This is a genomic window from Bacillus sp. FSL R5-0512 (genome assembly GCF_038593295.1).
GTDB lineage: Bacteria > Bacillota > Bacilli > Bacillales > Bacillaceae > Bacillus > Bacillus safensis.
The window spans coordinates 3253803-3275399 of sequence record NZ_CP151982.1; the positions used below are offsets into that span (position 1 = coordinate 3253803).

Sequence of the window (21597 nt, forward strand, 5' to 3'; positions counted from 1 at the left end):
TTTTCATTTCTTGATTAGTACACTCTGCCAATTTCATTCACTGCTTTTTCTAAGCTTTTATCATACGCCTGAACCACTTTTTGATTTGTTTCAAATGCTCGGTAGGCCGTTGTCATATCTGTATATGATTTCGTCACATCCACGTTCGAGAGCTCCGATACGCCTTGGCTTAACGTATAGGACATTTGACCGTTATTGACTGCACTTGGCAGGGGCTGGTTATCAGCTGTACGGTATAAATCATTTCCTTCACGCGCTAGGTTTCTTGTATCCATCGCAACACGTACATCGATTTGACCAAGATTTTGCCCATTTTCAGACACAGTACCATCTGCATTCACTTTGAAATTCTCACTCTGAACCGTAATCGGCTGACCCGTCACGGAAAGAAGAGCACGGCCATTAATCGTCAATTGATTTTGTGCGTTCAATGTAATGGAGCTGCTTTTCGTATAACGAACGCCTTCTGGTGTGTTGACCGCATAAAATAGCGCTGATTTCTGATTGGTCTCCGGATTGATCGGCACATTATTTTCAACTAGTGCTACATCTGTTGTTTGATCTGTTGTTTTTAAAGTTCCCTGTGTAAATTGAGGGATTAATTCCTGCATATATGTCCCAGTATTGATTCCACCAATCGGCGATTGCAGTGGAACGCTAAAGCCTTTGCCTGAGGATGTTTGGAAACGTCCTGATTCCATTCGGCTCAGCAGCATTTCTGGAAATGCACGCATTGCCCCTTCATCCGCTTTATAGCCTGGGGTATTCGCATTTGCGATATTATTTGAAAGCATTTCTGTCCGCCGCTCTTGAGCGATCATGGCAGATGTTGCGGTGTATAGTCCTTTTAACACGTGCTCACCTCATTCAAATTCTTTCACATGACCTAAACACAATCTTCTATGAAATATATCGGCTGATTAGCAGGGTTCTTTAATAAAAATCCCCCATTCTTTCTAAAAAGAATGAGGGAAATCATTAGCTGAGTTTACGTTTTGGCAGCTTGTCCATATTATCAAGCATCACGCCAGTACCAACTGCTACACAGTCCATTGGATTTTCAGCAACGAAAACTGGTACTTTCAGCTCTTCTGCAAGCAATTGATCAAGCCCGTTTAGAAGAGCTCCGCCACCTGTAATGATGACGCCGCGATCGATAATATCAGCTGATAATTCAGGCGGTGTTCTTTCAAGAACTTGTTTCGCAGCCTGAACAATCGCAGATACAGATTCACGCAATGCTTCTTCTACTTCTTTGCTTGTGACGGTAATCGTTCTTGGTAATCCTGTCACCATGTCTCGTCCACGAATCGAAATTTCTTCGTGACGTGCGTCTGGGAATACCGTTGCAACTTGGATCTTAATATCCTCAGCCGTGCGCTCACCGATCAACAACTTGTACTCTTTTTTAATGTAGTTTAGAATTTCCAGATCAAATTTGTCTCCAGCCATTTTAATAGAAGAGGCGGTTACAATGTCACCCATTGAGATGACAGCGATATCTGTCGTTCCGCCTCCAATATCTACGACCATGTTTCCACTTGGCTGAAAAATATCCATACCAGCACCAATCGCTGCTACTTTTGGCTCTTCTTCAAGAAATACATGCTTACCGCCGCTTTTTTCAGCAGCTTCTTTGATCGCCTTCTGCTCAACAGATGTAATATTTGTCGGGCAGCAGATGAGCATACGCGGCTTAGAGAACAGCCCTTTCACATTTAATTTGTTAATAAAATGCTTGAGCATCGCTTCAGTTACTTCAAAATCAGCGATTACGCCGTCTTTTAATGGACGAATCGCAACAATATTCCCAGGCGTACGTCCAACCATACGTCTAGCCTCTTCTCCAACAGCCAAAACTTTTCCGCTGTTTTTGTCAAGAGCTACCACAGATGGTTCATTTAACACAATTCCTTTTCCTTTGACATGAATCAGTACATTGGCAGTACCAAGATCAATTCCAATATCCCTAGCAAACATCTATATATATCCTCCTTGAAAATCTGTTTCCATAGCAAATACCACATTCTGCCCTAATTATATATTCTATCATAATTTGCAGAAAAAAAGATATTTCTTTACAAAAGTCTTTACAAAATTTGTGGTTAGAAACTACCGATATGAGGAAGATATATATATCATGTTTATGAACAAAGAACTAAGCTTACTGTTTCACAGGTTCGCCTTCTAAAATTTCTTCTTTTTTATACTTTAACTTGGTGGCTTCTCCTCCTCGCAAGTGGCGGATTGATTTATGATAATCCAGTATCTCCTTTACTTCATTAGCCAGATCTGGATTAATTTCTGGCAGTCTTTCTGTTAGATCCTTGTGTACAGTACTTTTAGAGACTCCAAATTCTTTCGCAATAACACGAACGGTTTTCTTTGTCTCCACGATATACTTTCCTATCTTGATTGTTCGCTCTTTGATGTAATCGTGCACACCACTCGACCTCCCTAAAATGGATGTGAGAAGTGTGAAATGAGATCCGTATGAAGATTATCCATTTTCAGCGGCGCTTGTTCGTCGTAATTTCTCATCCATTAGGTAGTAAATGCCAAACACGATCCCTCACCTCAAACACTCTCTTTGTCAGGTTTGTAACAGTGTATTAGCATTGAATAGGGAATATGCTAAAAATGAAGATGGGACAAGGGATTTATCAGAAAAGGCAAAACAAAAAATCATTTCGGGGCGCGAAAATTTTCACTTTACAAGAAAGAGTTCAGCACGTAAAATAGAAAAGGTGAATTTATTTACCTAGCTAAATATTTAAAAAAGGTGAGCATATGGATACGTTAAATAGAGAGTGTTTACATCAAATACATCAAGGCGCACGGCTGCTGTCTAAAAAGGCGAACGAAGCGCTTGCTGCTTATGACTTGTACATGTCCCAGTGGACTGTGCTTTTTTGTTTGGATACATTCGGCCCGAAAACCCAAAAAGACATCTGGACATATTTGAACGTCGAAGCACCGACCATCACCAGAACCGTCACCCGTTTAGAAGCAAACGGCTGGGTGAAACGTGTACAAGGAAAAGACAAACGTGAGAATCTGATCGTGATGACAGATGATGCAAAAGCCCGATTTGAAGAAATCAAACGCACGATGGAACAATTTGAAGAAGAATGTCTTTCAGATTTTACCTACGAAGAAAAACAACTCCTCCATACACTTTTACACAAATTATCAACTGAATAGGAAGTGACATACATCATGAACGAACGCATATGGACAAAAGACTTTATCATGATTGTCCTGGTGAATTTATTTACGTTCACCTCTTTTTATGCCCTTTTGACATTACTGCCCATTTACACAATGGATGAACTAAATGGAACAGAATCACAGGGCGGTCTCCTTGTGACGGTCTTCTTATTATCTGCTATTGTGACAAGACCGTTTTCTGGCGCCATTATCGAGAAATTCGGCAAAAAACGGATGGCGATTTTCTCTTCTACGGCCTTTGCCTTACTCACTTATTTATACATCCCGATTGATCAATTCCAAACGCTTCTTATGCTGCGTTTCGTACAAGGGATCTTTTTTAGTATTTTGACGACAGTTGCCAGTGCCATTGCGGCTGATATGATCCCGAAACATAAACGCGGGGAAGGGCTCGGATACTTTGTGATGTCTATGAACCTCGCTGTTGTCATCGGTCCGTTTATCGCACTGAATCAAGTAGGAAAAATAGGATTTCATTCATTATTTCTTCTCTTTTCCATTATCGTGACCATCGGAGCCGCTTTTACGATGCTGATTAGACAGCCAGAGCCTGAAAACGGTGGAAGCATTGTCTTCCGATTCACGTTTTCTCACCTGTTTGAAAAAGGCGCATTAAAAACAGCGGCCGTCGGCATTATTATTTCCTTCTGTTATTCGCCGATTATTTCATTTATTTCAGTTTATGCCAATTCACTTCATTTGATGGGTGCAAGCAGTTATTTCTTTATTGTATTTGCGGCTGCAATGCTTGGATCACGTCCATTTACAGGCAGACTTTTTGACCGGGTTGGAGCTCACGTTGTGATCTATCCTTCGATTGCCCTTTTTGCCATTGGTTTATGGATGCTGACAGCGACACATTCAGCTACAATGCTTCTTCTATCAGGCGCTGTGATTGGACTTGGCTACGGTTCGCTCGTGCCATGTTTACAAACACTTGCGATTCAGCACTCTCCAGCTCATCGTACGGGATATGCGACGGCTACTTTCTTCACCCTGTATGATACAGGTATTGCTGCCGGCTCATTTGTCTTTGGACTCCTTGTCAGCTTCACAGACTTTTCAAATGTGTACCTCATTGCGGGTATTGTGGTCTTACTGAGTATGGGCGTTTTTTATTGGAGCGAACGAAAACCTCAGGAAGCAAAAGCACAAAAGGTCTCCCTTTCAGAATAAAAGGGTACTATTTTAAACTTCACCGGAAACATGCTAAAATATAGGATATTCCAAATAGAGCATACAGGCTTTGTTGAAAAATAGTTAGCATTAAACGAAAGTATAGGTGATGTTTTGAATTACGAATTGTTTAAAGTCATACACGGGATGGCCCACCATTCTGAGTTTTTAGATCAGGCCATGATCTTTATTACGAAAAAGGCCATTCTTGTGTACGCCCTTGTCTTATTGATTTGCTGGTTTTTAGGGAATCACAAATTTAAGAAGCATGTCTTCTTTTCTGGTGTAACAGGCATTGCAGCACTTATCGTCAACTTTGCCATTACATTGTTTCATTATGAAGAGCGGCCGTTTGTGGCGCATAATGTCGACACACTCATCCCGCACTCAGCAGATGCTTCCTTCCCAAGTGACCATACAACAGGTGCATTGGCTCTTTCACTTGCCATTCGATCCCGTAATAAAAAGCTTGGCAACATCTTGCTCGTCTTTGGATTACTTACAGGATTCTCCCGCATCTGGGTCGGCCATCATTATCCATTTGATGTTTTAGGCAGCTTGGTCGTATCGATTGTGGTTGTCTTTATCATGAATAAATTATGGAAGTTCTTTGACTCTCCTATTGATCGTATCGTGACATTTTACGAGACAATTGTAGGGAAAATTTTCAGAAGGAAGACAAAGGATCAGGGCTCAGACCTGTCCAACTCTTAAGCGGACTTGCGATAACGTGATGAAGATTCTTCTTCCACTTATCGCGCCGCTTTTTTTATTGGCTTTCCCCCTCTAACCATACTCGAAAAATAAAGACTGACACCAATGCCAATAAGAGAAATGATGATCAATGTCCAGCCTAACTGCGCAAAGTGAGCACCAGCAATTTCATCCCCAAACAGCATACCAAGCACAGCAGACGACAGAATAGAACCAAGGTAGCGGCATGTTTGAAAAAGTCCAGAGGACGTGCCAATCATGTGCTGAGGACTTGCCTTGAGCATCGCAGCTTGGAGCGCAACATTCCCAATCCCATAACTGAGCCCAAGCAGAGCTAGAACCAATCCTTTCCCCCATAATGGCGCAGGAATAAAAAAGAAAGTCATGGCAGACGCTCCAGCCAGCATCAATACAGCACTCGCTAAAACTGGATGGCGTTCATCCCCGCGATCCACCCACTTTCCAGTCAGCGGTGACACAATAATACTCACCCCTGACATACACAGCATAAAAAGACCCGTCATCTCCACACGCCAGCCTAACTCATCCTGAAAATAACTCGGCAAACCAAAAAAGAGACAATAGAAAAAGATATTTAAAATGATAAATTGCACATACACAAGTGACAGCCGCTGTTCCTCCCTGAACATCCGTATTTGAATAAACGGTTCATCCACCTGATACTCCCACCAGATAAAAGCGCCTGCACTCAGGAGACAAAGAATACCTTGAACATATTGAATGCCATCACCCAGTGATAATAAAAATGAAAGCAGGAGAACAATGCAGACGGTAAAAAGAAGCATCCCTGGCAAATCGAGTGTTCGCACAGTTTCGCCTATGCGGAGCTTTTTCTTCTTCTGCTCCTTCGGAAACAAAAATAGGCCGAGAAAGAAACTGATCAAAATAAAAGGCAGATTCACTAAAAAGATAGCCGGCCAGCCGCCAATGGTCATCAAAAATCCGCCAAGCGTCGGCCCAAGCGCCGTCATCGCTGAAGCAAAAATGGATAATACCGCTAACGCCGAAGCCTGTCTTTCTTGAATATGATCCCGAATGAGTCCGACCCCAGAAGGATAAATGGCACTGCTTCCCATCGCCTGTAACAAACGGATCACAATCAGCACCGCAAACGTTGGGGCAAACGGCGCGCAAATGGCTGAGACTGCGACAAGAACCAGACCGAATAAAAATAAGGTTCTCCGGCTCATGACATGATCCCCAATCCGGCCGCTCACCGGCTGCGTCACTGCACTGGCTAAATAAAAAGAAGAAATAAGCCAAGATACGGTCGTAAACGACAAACCGAATTCATGCTGAATTTGATGCAAGGCCAAAGAAATCATTGATGAATTCAGTGGATTCAACATCGTTCCAAAGGCAATAGCGGTTAAAAAAACTTTTCGGTTGTCTCTCCACTTGTTCATACACTGACCTCCTTTTGCAATCCTTTCGTTATTATGAGATTCATTTCCCTTTTTTACCCTAATCAATTCAAGTTCTCTCTTAGAAAAGAAAGACATACATTCTAAAAAGGACGATTGTTGGAATAACACATATAAAATTGAGAATATGAGGAACAAATGGTAAGATGCTACACATATTGAAAAGCCTACTTTCTCCTGATATGGAGAACGGCTGAAAAGGAGGAGAAGCTTATTATTAAAAAAAGACGGTTTTGGGTCCCAGCCCTTTTCTCGGTTGCAGTATTACTTCTGTCTTCGTGCAGTTCAAATGAAACAAATGGGAACGGAGATAAACGTAATTCTACAGCGAAAGGGTCGCCAATTTTGGAGGATGGAAAATTTATTTTTGCAGCATCAGGTGAATTTCATCCGTTTAGTTACATGGATGGAAATCAGATGTCCGGCTTTGATATCGACGTAGGCACTGCGATTAGTGACAAACTAGGTCTCGAACCTATACAGAAAAAATATAAATTCGCAGGCATCGTCGAAGGCGTGAAAGCAGGTAAATTTGATGCGGCAGTTGCAAGTCATACCATCAATGAGGAACGAAAAAAACACGTCCTTTTTTCTAAGCCATATTACTACTCTGGTCCGCAAATTTTCACAAGACCCGGATCAGACATTCAACATGCGGATGACTTAAAAGACAAAGAAATTGCTGTATCCAAAGGGTCGTCCTACGCTGATATTGCCAAGGAACATAGCGGGCAAGAACCAAAATATTATGATAGTGATGTCGTCGCCTTAGAAGCACTGGCCAACGGAAAACACGATGCAGTCGTGACAGATTTCGCCACAGGCGCAGAAGCGATGAAGAAAAAATTAAAAATCACAGCGCAGGAAAGACTCGGACAAAGTGAGCAGGCAATTGCTGTTTCAAAAGAAAATGAACAGCTCATAAAAGAGATCAACGATGCGATTGACGCACTAAAAAAAGACGGAACATTAAAACAAATTAGCGAAAAGTACTTTGATGAAGACATCACGGTCAAACAAGATTAAAACCACGATTGTGCGCCCTTTTTATAGGCGCACTTTCTTCAAATGGAGATGATTGTTTTGCCTACCCTATCACACTTTTTTCAGACACTCATTGATTCAAGAGGTATTTTCTTAGAAGGAATGCTGATCACCTTACAGCTGACGGTGATCAGCATCTTCATCGGTATGTTCATCGGGCTTTTCTTTGCTTTATTGAAAATATCCCGCATAGCCGTTTTCGGTTATATCGCCAATGCTTATATCTTTCTTGTACGCGGAACACCACTTATTGTTCAGATTTTCATCCTATATTTCGGCCTCACAGAATTGAATATACCCGACTTCTGGGCTGCTTCCATTGCGCTCGCCTTTCATAACGGCGCCTATATAGCCGAAATATTCAGAGGCGCCATCCAATCCATCGATCAGGGGCAAAAAGAGGCAGGACGATCTCTTGGTATGGGTCGTTTTTTAACAATGAGGCGTATCATTCTCCCTCAAGCGATGCGGCGTGCTCTTCCCCCTCTTGGCAACCAGTTCATTATCGGCTTAAAAGACTCATCACTCGCCGCCTTTATCAGTGTCAATGAACTATTTAACGTCGCCACCACGCAAGGCTCCAACAGCTTTGACAATATGACGTATTTACTTGTTGTAGCCGTCTATTACTTAGTTCTTGTCCTGCTGTTAACATTCGCTGTCCAAACCTTTGAGAAGAAACTATCAGCCAGTGACCAATAGGAGGAGAAGCATGACAGAATCAAAGGAAATCATACGTGTTGAAAAACTCAATAAATACTTTGGAGAGCTTCATGTTTTAAAAGATATCGATCTCACTGTTTATGAAAATGATGTGGTCGTCTTAATTGGTGCAAGCGGTTCTGGAAAAAGCACCTTGCTCCGCTGTATGAACTTTTTAGAAATAAAAAATGATGGAGATATTATCATTGAGGGCAGCCCTGTTCATCCAAAGCGAGATCAATTAAACGAAATGAGACAAAAAATAGGAATGGTGTTTCAGCATTTTAATCTTTTCCCGCACAAAACTGTGCTTGAAAATATCATCGAAGCGCCTGTTATGGTGAAAAAAACAAAGAAAGCGCAAGCCATCGCTGAAGCCAGCACCTTGCTAGAAAAAGTCGGACTTGCGGATAAAGCCAACGTATATCCTTCTAAACTATCAGGCGGCCAAAAACAGCGTGTAGCCATAGCCAGATCTCTCGCCATGAAGCCTGATGTCATGTTATTTGACGAACCTACGTCTGCCCTTGACCCAGAACTTGTAGGCGAGGTGCTGCAAACGATGAAAAGCCTCGCAAAAGAAGGCATGACCATGGTCATTGTCACACATGAAATGGGCTTTGCGAAAGAAGTTGCCGATCGTGTCGTCTACATGCACGAAGGCCGCATCGTCGAAGAAGGCGTCCCTTCGGAATTGTTTGATTCTCCTAGGGAGGAACGTACAAAACTGTTTCTCAGTTCCATTTTATAGGTCAAACGCCCTTCATTTTTAGTGCTTAACTTACGTTTTTGCTCATTTTTTACGAACTTTTCATCCATTTATATTGAACTTAACCAAAAACCATGTCAGATAAACTTCCATGTATATGTTATATATGACTATTCTCTCTATAATGAAGAATTAAGAAAACAATAATTCTGAATGATTCGGGGGAATGCAGCATGCAAATGGGTGATACAGTATTTATGTTCTTCTGCGCACTACTCGTGTGGTTAATGACACCGGGTTTAGCTTTATTCTACGGAGGACTCGTGAGAAGTAAAAACGTGTTAAGCACAACCATGCACAGCTTAACGTCACTAGCAATCGTTTCAATCGTATGGATCGTATTCGGTTATTCCTTAGCTTTTACACCAGGCAATGCATGGATTGGAGGATTAGACTGGGTGGGCCTGAAAGGCGTAGGCTTTGAGCCTGGTTCCTATAGTGAGACCATTCCACATTCATTGTTCATGATGTTTCAAATGACCTTTGCCGTCTTAACAACAGCCATCATCTCAGGGGCCTTTGCTGAACGGATTCGCTACTCAGCAGTCGTTGTATTTACACTCCTTTGGGTCACATTTGTATACGCTCCAGTCGCACACTGGGTATGGGGTGGCGGTTGGATTGGCGAGATGGGTGCGCTTGACTTCGCAGGCGGAAACGTGGTTCACATCTCATCCGGTGTTGCAGGTCTTGTCGTGGCAATTGTGCTCGGGAAGCGTAAAGAAGCAGCAAGCTCTTCTCCGCATAACTTGATCTACACCCTTCTTGGTGGAGCTGTCATCTGGTTTGGCTGGTTTGGTTTTAACGTGGGTAGCGCTCTTACATTAGACAGCGTGGCCATGTATGCCTTTATTAACACCAATACAGCTGCTGCTGCAGGAATCATCGGCTGGCTGTTAGTAGAGTGGATGATCAACAAAAAACCGACCATGCTCGGCGCGATCTCTGGAGCCATCGCAGGTCTTGTCGCCATTACACCTGCCGCAGGCTTTGTTACACCGTTTGCTTCTATTATAATAGGAATCATTGGCGGGATCGTCTGTTTCTGGGGAGTCTTTTCACTCAAAGCCAAATTTGGCTATGATGACGCACTGGACGCATTCGGCCTTCACGGAATTGGCGGTACTTGGGGAGGAATTGCAACAGGACTTTTCGCCACAACTTCTGTCAATGACGGCGGAGCCAATGGCTTATTTTACGGAGATCCCAGCTTACTTTGGAAGCAAGTGGTCGCAATTGTTGCCACGTACGCTTTTGTTGCCGTTGTGACATACGTGATCATCAAAGTGGTCAATGTCTTCTTCAAAATTCGTGCAACCGAAGAAGAAGAATCAGTGGGTCTTGATTTAACCATGCACGGTGAAAAAGCTTATCAAGATTAAAGAAAAAGGGGTGTCTCTATGAGCAAAATGTATAAAGTGGAGATTGTCACACGTCCAGCTAATTTTGAAACATTAAAGGTGGAGCTTGGAAAGATTGGTGTCACCTCGATTACCTTTTCAAATGTACACGGCTGCGGCTTACAAAAGGGACATACAGAGCTATACCGCGGCGTCAAAAAAGAAAGCAACGTGTACGAACGGTTAAAGATCGAAATCGTCCTAAGCAAAGTACCTGTCGAACAGGTCGTTGAAACAGCTCAAAAGGTACTTCGGACAGGCGAACCGGGGGATGGGAAAATTTTTATATATGAAATAGCGAATACAATCAACATTCGGACAGGTGAAGAAGGACCTGCCGCCCTATAGTGTATCCTCCGCCGAGTGGCGGAGGATCTTTTTAAGCAGAAAAAACCTCTGCATATTTATATACACAGAGGACCTTGTAAAACATTAAGATTGTTTTGTTTCTTCTGACTGACTGCTGTCTTTAGAGGAATCAGAAGACTTTTCTTGATCAGAGGATTTCCCCTTCTCATCAGACTTTTCTTCAGATTTTTCTCCAGCTGGCTCTTTGGCTTTATCTTCAGCAGCAGGTTCCTTCGTTTTTTCCTCAGTCTTTGGCTGAGCAGGTTCTTTTGCTTGTTCCGTCACTTCTTGCGCTGCTTTTTCAATTGTAGAAACAGGCTTGTCAATGAAGCTAAGCGGATTAAGCGCTAAACCTTCCATACGAATTTCAAAATGTACATGGTTGCCGCTTTCAGCACCATATAGATTTTTACCAGAAGCACCAATGACATCATTCTGCTTGACTTCATCGCCTTCTTTGACACTCACTTGTGACAACGATTGATAAACAGTCGATAATCCATCTTCATGTTCAATTTCAACAACGTGACCGAGGACTGGATCTTTTTTCGCTTGAACCACTGTTCCACTAAGAGCAGCTGTGACGTCAAACACTTTGCCATCTTTATCTGCAAGATCAATACCTTTGCTCAAGGTATAGGTGTTATTATAGTTTACAAGTGCTGCTTCTTTTTCTTTTTGGTCAGCATCTGCTTCATAGAACTTTTTCACGACAGAAACATTATCAGAATTCTGGACCGGCATTGCGACATTTTCAATTGGCTTTCCAACTTCAACGGCATCATCGCGCTGTTCTTGCCCTGTTTGATTTCCATCAGATAGTTGGTCTTTTACATCTTTTGATACAGCTTGATACCAAAGAACGGCTGTTAACACGACCGCTGCGCTGACCAAGTAAATAGCAGGGAATACCCAGCGCTTACGGAAAAATTGCTGAACTTTTGTGATTTTGGAAGTACGTTTCTTTTCTTCCTCTCTCATTTTTCATCACCTCAGCAACATTCTGAACACTTTTCAAAAAATATATACACACGAAATCATTTTTCTTTTTATTTTGCGCAATCGCATCAATAATATGTATGATAAATGAAAAAAAAGATGGGGGACTTAATTGTGAAAACTTTCAACCGCATAGCAACAGAAGATGACCTCAAAGCCATCGTTGATATATACAATTCAACCATTGCTTCAAGAGAAGTGACCGCTGATACAGAACCAGTTTCTGTCGAGGACCGCCGGCAATGGTTTTTGAATCATTCCGAGAAAAGACCTCTCTATGTGAAAACAGATGAGGATGGAAATATCTACGGCTGGCTGAGCTTTGAAACGTTTTACGGAAGGCCTGCATACAACGGGACCGTTGAAATGAGTATCTATTTAAACCAAGACTATCGAGGAAAAGGCTTAGGATCACTTTTCTTGCAAGAAGCCATTGATTTAGCACCCTCATTAGGCATTCGAACGTTACTTGCCTTTATTTTCGGGCACAACGAAGCCAGCATTCGACTATTTAAAAAGCACGGCTTTGAGACATGGGGCCACCTGCCACGCATCGCAGAAATGGACGGCAGCAGATACGATTTAGATATCCTAGGAAAAGAATTATAAAACGAGCGTCTCCCTGAAAAAGAGACGCTTTTTTTATGACGCATGTAACAGCTGTAAAAAAAGTGAAGTGAAGTGAAGTGAAGAGAGAAACCATTGAATCAATCAACATTCACTCTTCCTAAAGCACTACTTACTCAAGTATGATAAAGAATGAATACATAAAGGAGTGAACACCATTGCAACAAACTGAGAAAATCATTCAATCTCTTCATTCAATCGTAAAGTGGGGAAAGGTTGGTAGTATCTTTCTCTATATTTCAGGCGGTCTGGCTATTCTTATTGGTTTTTGGCTTGTTCTTCCTGCAGCCCTTGGCGTCTTCCTCATTATGATGGGGATCCATGTACAAAAATCTGTAAAAGCAGCTGAACACTTGATTCAGGCTCCAGATGCTTCTTACGAAGAATTATTAGAACAGTACGCTAAGATGATGAAAATGCAAACACTGTTTGCCATTTCAAGTATTGCCGCAGTTATTCTTTCATTCATTGCTATCGTTTTGATACTTATACTAGGCGGGTTAGCCTTCCTTCAAGAAATTCCTTATGATGTCCAGCAGTATGAAGGTGATTACGAACAAGAACTCGGTGACTTTTATTAATGGAGAGGGGTATCAATAGTCATTCGATACCCCTTTTGTTTTTATCATTTGACTTGAATCATTCTTCTCTGCTTGACATTCAGTCTTGATCATTTTAAAATACAAATCGTAACTATTACGAATTAAAGGAGGATCCTATTACTTATGCGCGTGAATATTACGTTGGCCTGTACTGAAACAGGTGACAGAAACTACATCACAACAAAAAATAAAAGAACGAATCCTGACCGATTGGAGTTAAAAAAATATTCTCCTCGATTAAAGAAATATACCCTTCATAGAGAAACAAAATAAATTTTTTATATTATAAATCGTAATTATTACTTTTTAAGTGAGGCGGAAAACAAAATGATCGTTTTCAAAAGGACAAAAACAAATGAATAAACGTGTACCTGTTACAGTATTAAGCGGCTTTTTAGGAGCAGGAAAAACAACGATATTAAATCATGTTCTTCAAAATCGCAAAGGATTAAAAGTGGCTGTAATCGTCAATGACATGAGCGAAATTAATATTGATGCAGAACTAGTCAAACAAGGCGGCGAGCTTTCTCGATCAGATGAGAAACTCGTTGAATTATCTAACGGCTGTATTTGCTGCACTTTGAGAGAAGACTTGTTAATCGAAGTAGAACGCCTTTGTAAGGCGGGTAATATTGATTATATTGTCATTGAATCAACCGGAATTAGTGAACCAATTCCCGTCGCTCAAACGTTTTCTTATATTGATGAAGAAATGGGTATAGATTTGACCCGCTTTTGCCGTCTAGATACGATGGTCACAGTAGTAGATGCAAATCGTTTCTGGACTGATTTCCAGTCAGGAGAGAGTTTATTAGATCGTAAAGAAGCGGTTTCCGATGACGACGTGCGAGAAATTTCCGATTTACTCATTGATCAAATTGAATTTTGTGACGTGCTTATTATCAATAAATGTGATCTAGTATCTCCCTCTGAATTAGATCGACTTGAGCATGTGCTGAACAAACTACAACCAGAAGCATCTATCATCAGAACCTCAAAAGGTATAGTACAGCCAGATGACATTTTGAATACTGGTTTATTCGACTTTGAAAAATCAAGTGCTTCTGCTGGGTGGATCAAAGAAATCAACGCAGGACATGTTCAGCATACACCGGAAACAGAGGAATACCAAATTTCATCTTTTGTTTACGAAAGAAGACTCCCTTTTCATACTGGCAGACTGAATGCTTGGTTAGATCAAATGCCTGAGCAGATCGTTCGTGCGAAAGGTTTTACTTGGCTTGCCACACATCATGATTTAACCATTTTAATTTCACAAGCTGGGAAATCTGTTGCGATTGAACCAATTGCATACTGGATTGCTGCTTTGCCTGAACAAGAAAAAGCACGGATATTAAATCAGGAACCAGAGCTTCTAGATGAGTGGGACGCAGAGTTTGGTGATCGCCATACAAAACTTGTGTTTATTGGTGTAGATTTACCTAAAGCAGAAATCATTCGTACTCTTGATCAATGCTTGCTTACACCTGAGGAATTTGATCAAGATTGGACTACATTTGAGGACCCCTTTCAATGGAAAATACAAAATTAGGCCAGGAGGGTTTTAATTGGCAAAGAAATCTAAGATTGCTAAAGAAAAAAAACGACAGCAGCTTGTATTGAAATATGCAGAATTAAGAAAAGAGTTAAAAGAAAAAGGTGACTATGAAGCTTTACGAAAATTACCTAGAGACTCTTCCCCTACCCGCTTAGAAAACCGCTGTGAATTAACGGGCCGTCCCAGAGGTTATTTACGAAAATTCAAAATGTCTAGGATTGCTTTTCGTGAGCTTGCCTATAAGGGTCATATCCCTGGAGTGAAAAAGTCGAGCTGGTAAAGAATGATTTGATCTTATCACAGCACTCGTAAAAGTAAAGCCGCACACAATGAGAGAAAATCTATTTTCCAATCTTATCTCAATCTTTTTGAAGTGCAAAATAGCAATTTAAAAACCAGCAGAGATTCTGCTGGTTTTTATAATGACTGAGTTCATAAGATAAAATGGCCTGTTTTCAAAAAAGGATTTTCAGCAACGATTATGACATTTTTTCTTCTTTTCAAAAATACATGATCATGATACTTTGTTGTCATTAACCACCGATGTATGACATCTCAACCTTTTTCTGATCTTTTTTCTGCTCTCTCTCGGCTGAATATTGGTCATGTCTATTCGACCATAATTCCTTTAACCTGTTCGTTAATTCTTCATTATCTTTTGTCGTACGAATCATCTGTTTCAGATCAAAACCCGATGAAGCAAACAGACATGTAAACAATTCCCCCCTTGCAGACAGCCTTGCTCTGTTACATGTTCCACAAAAAGCATCTGAAACGGAAGAAATAATACCTATCTCTCCTGAACCATCTTTGTAAAAAAATCGTTTGGCTACTTCACCTGTATATTGAGGAGGTTCTGGTTTGATAGGATATGTTGAATCAATTAATTCAATTATTTCTTTCTTTGTCATGACATGTTCTAGATTCCATTTATTCGTATTACCGACATCCATAAATTCAATAAATCTGAGAACGTGTCCTTCTTTTTTGAAGTAAGCTGCCATTGGTAAGACATCCTGATCATTCACACCTTTTTGAACAACCATATTAATCTTGATAGCAAGTCCAGCCTTTTCTGCAGCCTCAATACCATCAAACACTTTTTGGATAGAAATATGCCTACCGTTCATTTGCTTAAAACGGTCGGGATTTAATGAATCTAAACTAATGGTGACTCTATTGAGACCAGCTCTCTTCAACTGATCAGCATATAAAGGTAAAAGTGTTCCGTTGGTTGTCATCGCAATGTCTTCAATCCCTGGAATGTTTGCGAGCTTTTCTATTAAGACAGGCAGATCCTTCCGCATTAACGGTTCTCCGCCCGTGATGCGTATTTTTACCACACCTAAGTTCTTTACAAAAAGGGTAGCAAGTCGTTCAATTTCTTCGAAACTAAGCAGTTCTTCTTTTTTCAAGAAAGGATAATCCGGTCCAAAAATTTCGGCAGGCATACAGTACGTACATCTAAAGTTACAGCGATCAGTTACTGATATTCTTAAATCGCGCAATGGTCGATGTCTTTTATCTAAAATACTGACCATACTTTGCCTCCTATTCTGTAATACGATGAGGATGCGTGTAAATGTTAAAGGATTTTCCTCTGACGAATCCAACTGTCGTAATATTTAATTCTTCTGCCATTTTAAGCGCCAGCTCAGTAGGTGCTGATTTTGAAATGACGATAGACACTCCTAGTTTTGCTGCCTTCAATAGAACTTCTGACGATATCCGGCCGCTAAAAACAAGGATTTTATCTCTAAGTGGAATTCGCTGAAGTAAACAGTATCCATAAATTTTATCTAAAGCATTATGTCTTCCTATATCAGTTCTAGTGATGAATAGCTTCTCTGTGTCACACAGTCCAGCATTATGCACTCCGCCAGTATGTTGAAATAATTGGCTTTCTTCTTGCAAACACTTCATGAGATGCATACAGGTTTCAGCAGAAATACTGATTCGATCAATGGCTGTTTTTGCCGTCTTCACATCTTGAAGGAAATAAAAGTGTCTTCCTTTCCCGCAGCATGAACCAATCACTCGTTTTGTAAAATCTGATGAATCAAATCCACTTGAGTGAACTAAATCAACATAGGCAAAACCCATACTTTCATCTATTGTAAACCTTTTAATCTCTTTTTCAAATCGAATGACCCCTTCTGAAGCCAAAAAGCCGATAACCAATTCTTTCAAGTGCTCTGGTGAACACACAAGGGTCACAAATTCTTCTCCATTTACCATCACAGTTAAAGGATATTCTTCTACAATTTCATCAGTTTTGCAGGTAAACTGGCCTTCATTGTATTGGTGTATGACTCGTTTCTTTTTAACAGAAGGATTCATTGTATGATCTTCCTTTCAATGCAAATTTAGTTATATGATCCAATCAAATTGTGATATTATTTTAAAAAGTCATAAAAATGTAACATATTTCTATCTTATCAAACTTCTTGACTGCTTTATATGGGGGGAACAAAATGAACAAATCGAAAAATCGCTGGCTCATCGCAGCAAGTGCTGTAGGAATTCATTTATCTATTGGGTCTGTTTATGCTTGGAGTGTTTTTACGAATCCTTTACATGAAGCCTTTCAGTGGTCATTAACAGAAATAAGTCTCACCTTCAGTATTGCTATTTTATTTTTAGGTTTATCTGCTGCTTTTATGGGACATTTCGTTGAAAGGTATGGTCCAAGGGCATCGGGGCTCTTCTCAGCTATTTTCTTCGGCATCGGAATGACTGGGTCAGGATTCGCTGTCCACATGTCATCACTGCCTCTCCTCTATTTATTTTATGGTGTACTCGCTGGAATAGGGTTAGGGGTAGGCTATATTGCACCTGTATCAACTCTAGTCAAATGGTTTCCGGATCGAAGAGGTCTTGCAACCGGCTTAGCCATTATGGGGTTTGGGTTTGCTTCTCTTATTTGCAGCCCAATTATTCAATATCTCATTGAAAAAGTGAATATCGCAAATACTTTTTATATTCTTGGAATCTCCTATTTTATCATCATGGTGATCTCATCTCTTTATTTATCACCACCAACACCTGATGACGTCAAACAATTTGATGTATTCAAAATAAAGAAAAGAAAAATCCCTCAAGATTTATCACAGCTTACAGCAAATGAAGCGATCAAAACAAGACGTTTTTATTATTTGTGGCTTATGCTTTTTATTAATATCACATGCGGAATCGCTATTATTTCAGTAGCGTCACCTCTTGCTCAAGAAAGTGTTGGGTTCACTGCAGGTGCTGCAGCTACTCTTGTGGGCATTTTAGGTGCTTTTAATGGTTTAGGACGCATTGGCTGGGCATCGTTTTCAGATTATATAGGAAGACCGAATACGTATACGATTTTTTTCAGTATCCAGCTCATTGCTTTTCCTTTACTCCCCTATTTAAAAGAACCGTTCATCTTTTCAATCGTCATGGCGATCATTTATACGTGCTATGGAGGAGGATTTGCTTCAATTCCAGCCTATATTGGGGATTTGTTTGGTACAAAGCAGCTTGGTGCCATACATGGTTATATTTTGACTGCTTGGGCCGCTGCGGGATTAGCAGGACCACTATTTTCATCCTTCATCCGAGATATAACAGGTAATTACACACAAAGCCTTATGGTGTTCTCTGGCTTATTTTTCATTGCTTTTATCATATCACTTCTGATTCGAAAGGATATTCAGCAGCTAAGAGAAAAAAACCTATCTGCTGCTTCCTCTGTCTCAGCCCGATCTTAATTTGAATTTGACAGAATCACAATCTAAAGGTAATTTTTAGATATGAAAACGCTATACAAAGTATTAGGAGGGTGATGATCTCATGGGGAAAACAAAACATAAGGGGCCTGTTAAACTCAATAAAAAACCCTCACCAAAGCTATGGGCGTCTTTTGTACCAATGGGGCTTGGCAAAGTGAAACCGAAACACATTCGAGATACGATGAAAGTGGCTTGGGAGAACAAAGATAACCTTCCCTACGCGTACCGTATTTTAACGCAGGGTGTTTGTGACGGCTGTGCCCTTGGCGTCTCAGGACTGTATGATCAAACGCTCGCAGGACCTCATATATGCACCACAAGGCTAAATGTGCTTCGTCTTAACACAATGCCAGCTATTGATCCAAAATGGTTTGAAGATATTCATCAGCTAAAGCAAATGGACAGCACCTCTCTTCGCAAGCTTGGGCGGATTCCTTATCCATTGATCCGAAAAAAAGGTGACAATGCCTTTACACGTATTTCTTGGGATGATGCACTAGATCAAATCGCAGCTAAAATCCAATCAATTGATAAACGGCAGCTTGCTTTCTATTTAACCGCCAGAGGAATTACAAATGAAGTTTATTATACGGCTGCAAAGGCTGCTCGATTTATAGGGACGAATCATATTGATAATGCTTCTCGCATTTGCCATTCACCAAGTAAAACCGCTCTTAAACGGTCCCTTGGCATCGGTGCTTCCAGCTGTAATTACAGTGATTGGATTGGAACGGATGTATTAATTTTTTGGGGATCTGTCGCAGCAAACAATCAGCCTGTTTCCACTAAATATATGTACGCTGCTAAAAAGAAGGGAACAAAAATTATCGTCATCAATCCGTATAAAGAGCCTGCTATGGAAAAGTATTGGGTTCCTTCTATTCCAGAGAGTGCTTTATTCGGTACAAAAATTGCAGATGATTTTTACCAAGTCAATATAGGCGGAGATATTGCGTTTATGAACGGCGTCATCAAGCATTGGTTTGACATGGAGCAGCATGCTCCCCATTCGGCTCTTGATCACGAATTTATTCAAAAACATACAACAGGCATACAGGATTTAAAGCAGCATGTCGCACAATTGAAGTGGGAGGACCTAGAAGCATCATCAGGTTTATCAAAAGAAAGAATGAAGGAATTTGCGACACTGCTTGCCAATGCTAATTCAGGCGTTTTTATTTGGAGTATGGGCCTTACTCAGCACCGCTTTGCAACTGATAATATATCACAGGTTGCCAACCTTGCCATGCTGCGCGGATTTATCGGCAGAAAACATTGTGGTGTCATGCCAATTCGGGGGCATAGCGGCGTCCAAGGTTCTGGTGAAATGGGCGCTGATCCATTCGTTTTGCCGGGTAGTGATTTTGATGAAGAGAATATTGAAAGAATCGAACGTATATGGGGGTTTGACATTCCTAAATGGCATGGTGACACCATTGGGCAATCCTTTGAAAAGATGGCTCTCCCAAAAGACCATCCACAAAAACTCAAAATGCTGTTTACGAGTGGCGGAAACTTTTTAGAAACGATGCCAAATCCGGAAGCGATCGAAAAAGCATTATCTGAACTTGAACTCCGTGTTCACCAAGATATTATTTTGAATACCTCTACGCTGGTAGACGCTGAAGAGGCGGTGATTGTGCTGCCTGCTATGACAAGGTATGAACAACCAGGCGGCGGCACATCAACCAGTACGGAACGCATGGTATATTTCAGTCCAGAAATTGAAGGACCTCGTATTGAGGAAGCCAGAGCGGAATGGGACATTTATGTTGATCTTGCGAAAAGAGTCCGGCCAGAAGATGCCGAGCTGATACATTTTGAAACAGCTGAAGACATTCGTCGTGAGATTGCGGTCGCCAACCGAAATTATGATGGCATCCAGCATTTACGTCACAAGGGAGACGTTTTTCAATGGGGAGGCGCATGGCTTTGTGAAGATGGCGTGTGTCCAACACCAGACGGCAAGGGACATCTTCTTCCTGCCCAGCTGCCTCAATATCGAAAAACCGAAGGACATTTCAATATCACGACAAGAAGAGGAAAGCAATTCAACTCCATGATCTACAGTGAAAAGGATGCCTTTAATGGTGGAAAACGTCATTCTATCCTAATGAATGAAGAAGATGCAAAAGAGCTTTATGTTCAAGAAGGTGATCCAGTTGTTCTCTTTAATCAATATGGATCCTATCAAGGAGTGGCTCAATTCGGAGAGTTGAGACGCGGCAATATCGCAGTTTATTGGCCGGAAGGGAACGTTTTAATTCCTAAAGGTGTGTATGAGAGCTACTCACAGATTCCCGAGTATAATACGGCTGCCATATTAGAAAAAGCCGAAACCTTCCATGCAAGAAAGGATCAGCATTATGTGGAGAAACGAATTGATGAATTAGAAACGACTTTGAATTAATCGTCAACTTAAAAACAGCTGGGGTTGTTTTCCCCAGCTGCCATTCATTCTCTACCGACCAAAAGCGCTCGCTTCCTGTTGAAGAATATGGTTCAATTCTTCGGCATTTGCAGCCGGTTGATATTGTCCTCCACCCGCTTTTGCAACAGATTTAAGACTTTTTGCTTCCTTTTCATTCACATCGAAGCCAATGATATTGACGATTGTATCTATTCCGTCTTCATGTAATTCCTTTGCTGCTTGTGAAGGGCTTCCACCACAAGTTTCTTCACCATCACTGACAACATAGACAATATTTTTCCCTTCAGCTTGGTGATCTTCAAAATCTTGTTTCGTATCCGTTAATGCTTTTGCAAGTGGTGTCCAGCCAGTTGGCTTATACACATTCAGTGCTTGCTGAAAGGTTGATGGCTCATATGCTCCAAATCCGTAAACAGCTTCAGAACTTGAACAAGAAACAGCTTTCCCTGCATTTTTATTGGTTCCTTCATGACCAAACACACGAAGCAGAACTTGTGTATCTTCTGATAAAATGCTCGCAAAGCTTTGAATAGACCGTTTGGCGATTTCAATTTTCTTTTCACCTTCAACTGATTGTGCCATGCTCCCGCTTAAATCGAGTAATATCACCACATGCGCAGGCGGCTCCTGTTTTGTTACAGCATGAGCTGGTGAAGAAAGAAGCAGGACAAGACTAGCCAAAATGGTTAATACGATGTTTTTTTTCATCAATAAAAACCTCCCTTTTTTACTTTTGTACAGAAAAAGAGAAACGAAAGCATGAATCAATCGTTTCCCTTTTGTTCAGCAA

General features: G+C 41.0%; 23 protein-coding genes. 15 read left to right on the forward strand and 8 right to left on the reverse strand.

Going from position 1 to position 21597, the window contains the following annotated elements; genetic code table 11:
* Positions 1-14: 14 nt before the first annotated feature.
* The 3 genes from NSQ25_RS16750 to spoIIID all read right to left on the reverse strand — a co-directional run bounded on the left by NSQ25_RS16750 (position 15) and on the right by spoIIID (position 2443).
* On the reverse strand, positions 15-854 hold the full coding sequence (locus tag NSQ25_RS16750) for a flagellar hook-basal body protein (protein ID WP_061110178.1): 840 nt from the start codon (positions 852-854) through the stop codon (positions 15-17).
* 124 nt (positions 855-978) lie between these two features.
* Entirely contained in the window at positions 979-1980 is a 1002-nt protein-coding gene (mbl, locus tag NSQ25_RS16755) for a cell shape-determining protein Mbl (protein ID WP_007497573.1), read from the reverse strand.
* A gap of 184 nt (positions 1981-2164) precedes the next feature.
* A complete protein-coding gene (spoIIID, locus tag NSQ25_RS16760) occupies positions 2165-2443 on the reverse strand; it encodes a sporulation transcriptional regulator SpoIIID (protein WP_008343327.1) in 279 nt (92 codons plus the stop codon).
* A gap of 347 nt (positions 2444-2790) precedes the next feature.
* Here spoIIID and NSQ25_RS16765 point away from each other — a divergent pair, with 347 nt between their 5' ends.
* The 3 genes from NSQ25_RS16765 to NSQ25_RS16775 all read left to right on the forward strand — a co-directional run bounded on the left by NSQ25_RS16765 (position 2791) and on the right by NSQ25_RS16775 (position 5121).
* The gene (locus NSQ25_RS16765; RefSeq protein WP_024423697.1) at positions 2791-3204 is read left to right on the forward strand and encodes a MarR family transcriptional regulator; all 414 of its coding nucleotides are present in this window, start codon (positions 2791-2793) and stop codon (positions 3202-3204) included.
* A gap of 15 nt (positions 3205-3219) precedes the next feature.
* Positions 3220-4407, forward strand: a complete 1188-nt coding sequence (locus NSQ25_RS16770; RefSeq protein WP_041115530.1) for an MFS transporter — start codon at positions 3220-3222, stop codon at positions 4405-4407.
* A 114-nt stretch (positions 4408-4521) separates the two neighbouring features.
* Positions 4522-5121 carry an undecaprenyl-diphosphatase gene (locus NSQ25_RS16775; RefSeq protein ID WP_326135880.1) on the forward strand — a complete coding sequence of 200 codons (600 nt, stop codon included), beginning with the start codon at positions 4522-4524 and terminating at the stop codon, positions 5119-5121.
* Between the two features lie 38 nt (positions 5122-5159).
* Here the strand turns inward: NSQ25_RS16775 and NSQ25_RS16780 are convergent, their stop codons facing one another.
* Entirely contained in the window at positions 5160-6548 is a 1389-nt protein-coding gene (locus NSQ25_RS16780) for an MFS transporter (protein ID WP_101676545.1), read from the reverse strand.
* Between the two features lie 195 nt (positions 6549-6743).
* Here NSQ25_RS16780 and NSQ25_RS16785 point away from each other — a divergent pair, with 195 nt between their 5' ends.
* The 5 genes from NSQ25_RS16785 to NSQ25_RS16805 all read left to right on the forward strand — a co-directional run bounded on the left by NSQ25_RS16785 (position 6744) and on the right by NSQ25_RS16805 (position 10829).
* Entirely contained in the window at positions 6744-7592 is an 849-nt protein-coding gene (locus NSQ25_RS16785) for a transporter substrate-binding domain-containing protein (RefSeq protein WP_326136000.1), read from the forward strand.
* A gap of 42 nt (positions 7593-7634) precedes the next feature.
* Entirely contained in the window at positions 7635-8312 is a 678-nt protein-coding gene (locus NSQ25_RS16790) for an amino acid ABC transporter permease (RefSeq protein ID WP_080652918.1), read from the forward strand.
* A gap of 10 nt (positions 8313-8322) precedes the next feature.
* Positions 8323-9063, forward strand: coding sequence for an amino acid ABC transporter ATP-binding protein (locus NSQ25_RS16795; RefSeq protein WP_034281207.1), 741 nt, complete (start codon positions 8323-8325; stop codon positions 9061-9063).
* Between the two features lie 191 nt (positions 9064-9254).
* Positions 9255-10463, forward strand: coding sequence for an ammonium transporter (locus tag NSQ25_RS16800; protein WP_326135881.1), 1209 nt, complete (start codon positions 9255-9257; stop codon positions 10461-10463).
* An 18-nt stretch (positions 10464-10481) separates the two neighbouring features.
* Positions 10482-10829, forward strand: coding sequence for a P-II family nitrogen regulator (locus tag NSQ25_RS16805; protein WP_034281209.1), 348 nt, complete (start codon positions 10482-10484; stop codon positions 10827-10829).
* Between the two features lie 84 nt (positions 10830-10913).
* Here the strand turns inward: NSQ25_RS16805 and NSQ25_RS16810 are convergent, their stop codons facing one another.
* Positions 10914-11810, reverse strand: coding sequence for a peptidoglycan DD-metalloendopeptidase family protein (locus NSQ25_RS16810; RefSeq protein ID WP_034281210.1), 897 nt, complete (start codon positions 11808-11810; stop codon positions 10914-10916).
* A 117-nt stretch (positions 11811-11927) separates the two neighbouring features.
* On the opposite strand from NSQ25_RS16810, the gene NSQ25_RS16815 reads away from it, so the two are divergent.
* The 5 genes from NSQ25_RS16815 (at position 11928) to rpsN (ending at position 14895) form a co-directional block, all read left to right on the forward strand.
* On the forward strand, positions 11928-12437 hold the full coding sequence (locus NSQ25_RS16815; protein ID WP_029706351.1) for a GNAT family N-acetyltransferase: 510 nt from the start codon (positions 11928-11930) through the stop codon (positions 12435-12437).
* Positions 12438-12613: 176 nt separating this feature from the next.
* Positions 12614-13036, forward strand: a complete 423-nt coding sequence (locus NSQ25_RS16820) for a DUF5362 family protein (RefSeq protein WP_070326111.1) — start codon at positions 12614-12616, stop codon at positions 13034-13036.
* A gap of 144 nt (positions 13037-13180) precedes the next feature.
* Positions 13181-13330, forward strand: a complete 150-nt coding sequence (rpmG, locus tag NSQ25_RS16825; RefSeq protein WP_024423713.1) for a 50S ribosomal protein L33 — start codon at positions 13181-13183, stop codon at positions 13328-13330.
* A gap of 82 nt (positions 13331-13412) precedes the next feature.
* The gene (locus NSQ25_RS16830) at positions 13413-14609 is read left to right on the forward strand and encodes a GTP-binding protein (RefSeq protein WP_034281211.1); all 1197 of its coding nucleotides are present in this window, start codon (positions 13413-13415) and stop codon (positions 14607-14609) included.
* 16 nt (positions 14610-14625) lie between these two features.
* Complete coding sequence (gene rpsN, locus NSQ25_RS16835) at positions 14626-14895, forward strand: 30S ribosomal protein S14 (RefSeq protein WP_326135882.1); 270 nt, start codon at positions 14626-14628, stop codon at positions 14893-14895.
* A gap of 253 nt (positions 14896-15148) precedes the next feature.
* Here the strand turns inward: rpsN and moaA are convergent, their stop codons facing one another.
* Together moaA and fdhD are read right to left on the reverse strand one after the other, a co-directional pair.
* Complete coding sequence (gene moaA / locus NSQ25_RS16840) at positions 15149-16156, reverse strand: GTP 3',8-cyclase MoaA (protein WP_034281212.1); 1008 nt, start codon at positions 16154-16156, stop codon at positions 15149-15151.
* A gap of 10 nt (positions 16157-16166) precedes the next feature.
* A complete protein-coding gene (fdhD, locus tag NSQ25_RS16845; protein ID WP_034281213.1) occupies positions 16167-16955 on the reverse strand; it encodes a formate dehydrogenase accessory sulfurtransferase FdhD in 789 nt (262 codons plus the stop codon).
* Positions 16956-17089: 134 nt separating this feature from the next.
* On the opposite strand from fdhD, the gene NSQ25_RS16850 reads away from it, so the two are divergent.
* Together NSQ25_RS16850 and NSQ25_RS16855 are read left to right on the forward strand one after the other, a co-directional pair.
* On the forward strand, positions 17090-18355 hold the full coding sequence (locus NSQ25_RS16850; protein ID WP_326135242.1) for an OFA family MFS transporter: 1266 nt from the start codon (positions 17090-17092) through the stop codon (positions 18353-18355).
* 82 nt (positions 18356-18437) lie between these two features.
* Positions 18438-20786 carry an FdhF/YdeP family oxidoreductase gene (locus tag NSQ25_RS16855; RefSeq protein ID WP_087976055.1) on the forward strand — a complete coding sequence of 783 codons (2349 nt, stop codon included), beginning with the start codon at positions 18438-18440 and terminating at the stop codon, positions 20784-20786.
* Between the two features lie 51 nt (positions 20787-20837).
* Here NSQ25_RS16855 and NSQ25_RS16860 read toward each other — a convergent pair whose 3' ends face one another.
* Positions 20838-21515 carry a VWA domain-containing protein gene (locus NSQ25_RS16860; protein WP_070326115.1) on the reverse strand — a complete coding sequence of 226 codons (678 nt, stop codon included), beginning with the start codon at positions 21513-21515 and terminating at the stop codon, positions 20838-20840.
* Between the last annotated feature and the right edge of the window lie 82 nt (positions 21516-21597).

Bases quoted from the DNA above. Each gene is read 5' to 3' on its own strand.
- NSQ25_RS16830 (WP_034281211.1), top strand. From the start codon at position 13,413: ATGAATAAACGTGTACCTGTTACAGTATTAAGCGGCTTTTTAGGAGCA.
- NSQ25_RS16795 (WP_034281207.1), top strand. From the start codon at position 8,323: ATGACAGAATCAAAGGAAATCATACGTGTTGAAAAACTCAATAAATAC.
- rpmG (WP_024423713.1), top strand. From the start codon at position 13,181: ATGCGCGTGAATATTACGTTGGCCTGTACTGAAACAGGTGACAGAAAC.
- moaA (WP_034281212.1), bottom strand. From the start codon at position 16,156: ATGGTCAGTATTTTAGATAAAAGACATCGACCATTGCGCGATTTAAGA.
- NSQ25_RS16855 (WP_087976055.1), top strand. From the start codon at position 18,438: ATGGGGAAAACAAAACATAAGGGGCCTGTTAAACTCAATAAAAAACCC.
- NSQ25_RS16800 (WP_326135881.1), top strand. From the start codon at position 9,255: ATGCAAATGGGTGATACAGTATTTATGTTCTTCTGCGCACTACTCGTG.
- NSQ25_RS16860 (WP_070326115.1), bottom strand. From the start codon at position 21,515: ATGAAAAAAAACATCGTATTAACCATTTTGGCTAGTCTTGTCCTGCTT.
- NSQ25_RS16850 (WP_326135242.1), top strand. From the start codon at position 17,090: ATGAACAAATCGAAAAATCGCTGGCTCATCGCAGCAAGTGCTGTAGGA.
- NSQ25_RS16780 (WP_101676545.1), bottom strand. From the start codon at position 6,548: ATGAACAAGTGGAGAGACAACCGAAAAGTTTTTTTAACCGCTATTGCC.
- fdhD (WP_034281213.1), bottom strand. From the start codon at position 16,955: ATGAATCCTTCTGTTAAAAAGAAACGAGTCATACACCAATACAATGAA.
- NSQ25_RS16770 (WP_041115530.1), top strand. From the start codon at position 3,220: ATGAACGAACGCATATGGACAAAAGACTTTATCATGATTGTCCTGGTG.
- NSQ25_RS16815 (WP_029706351.1), top strand. From the start codon at position 11,928: ATGGGGGACTTAATTGTGAAAACTTTCAACCGCATAGCAACAGAAGAT.
- NSQ25_RS16810 (WP_034281210.1), bottom strand. From the start codon at position 11,810: ATGAGAGAGGAAGAAAAGAAACGTACTTCCAAAATCACAAAAGTTCAG.
- NSQ25_RS16765 (WP_024423697.1), top strand. From the start codon at position 2,791: ATGGATACGTTAAATAGAGAGTGTTTACATCAAATACATCAAGGCGCA.
- NSQ25_RS16790 (WP_080652918.1), top strand. From the start codon at position 7,635: ATGGAGATGATTGTTTTGCCTACCCTATCACACTTTTTTCAGACACTC.
- NSQ25_RS16805 (WP_034281209.1), top strand. From the start codon at position 10,482: ATGAGCAAAATGTATAAAGTGGAGATTGTCACACGTCCAGCTAATTTT.
- mbl (WP_007497573.1), bottom strand. From the start codon at position 1,980: ATGTTTGCTAGGGATATTGGAATTGATCTTGGTACTGCCAATGTACTG.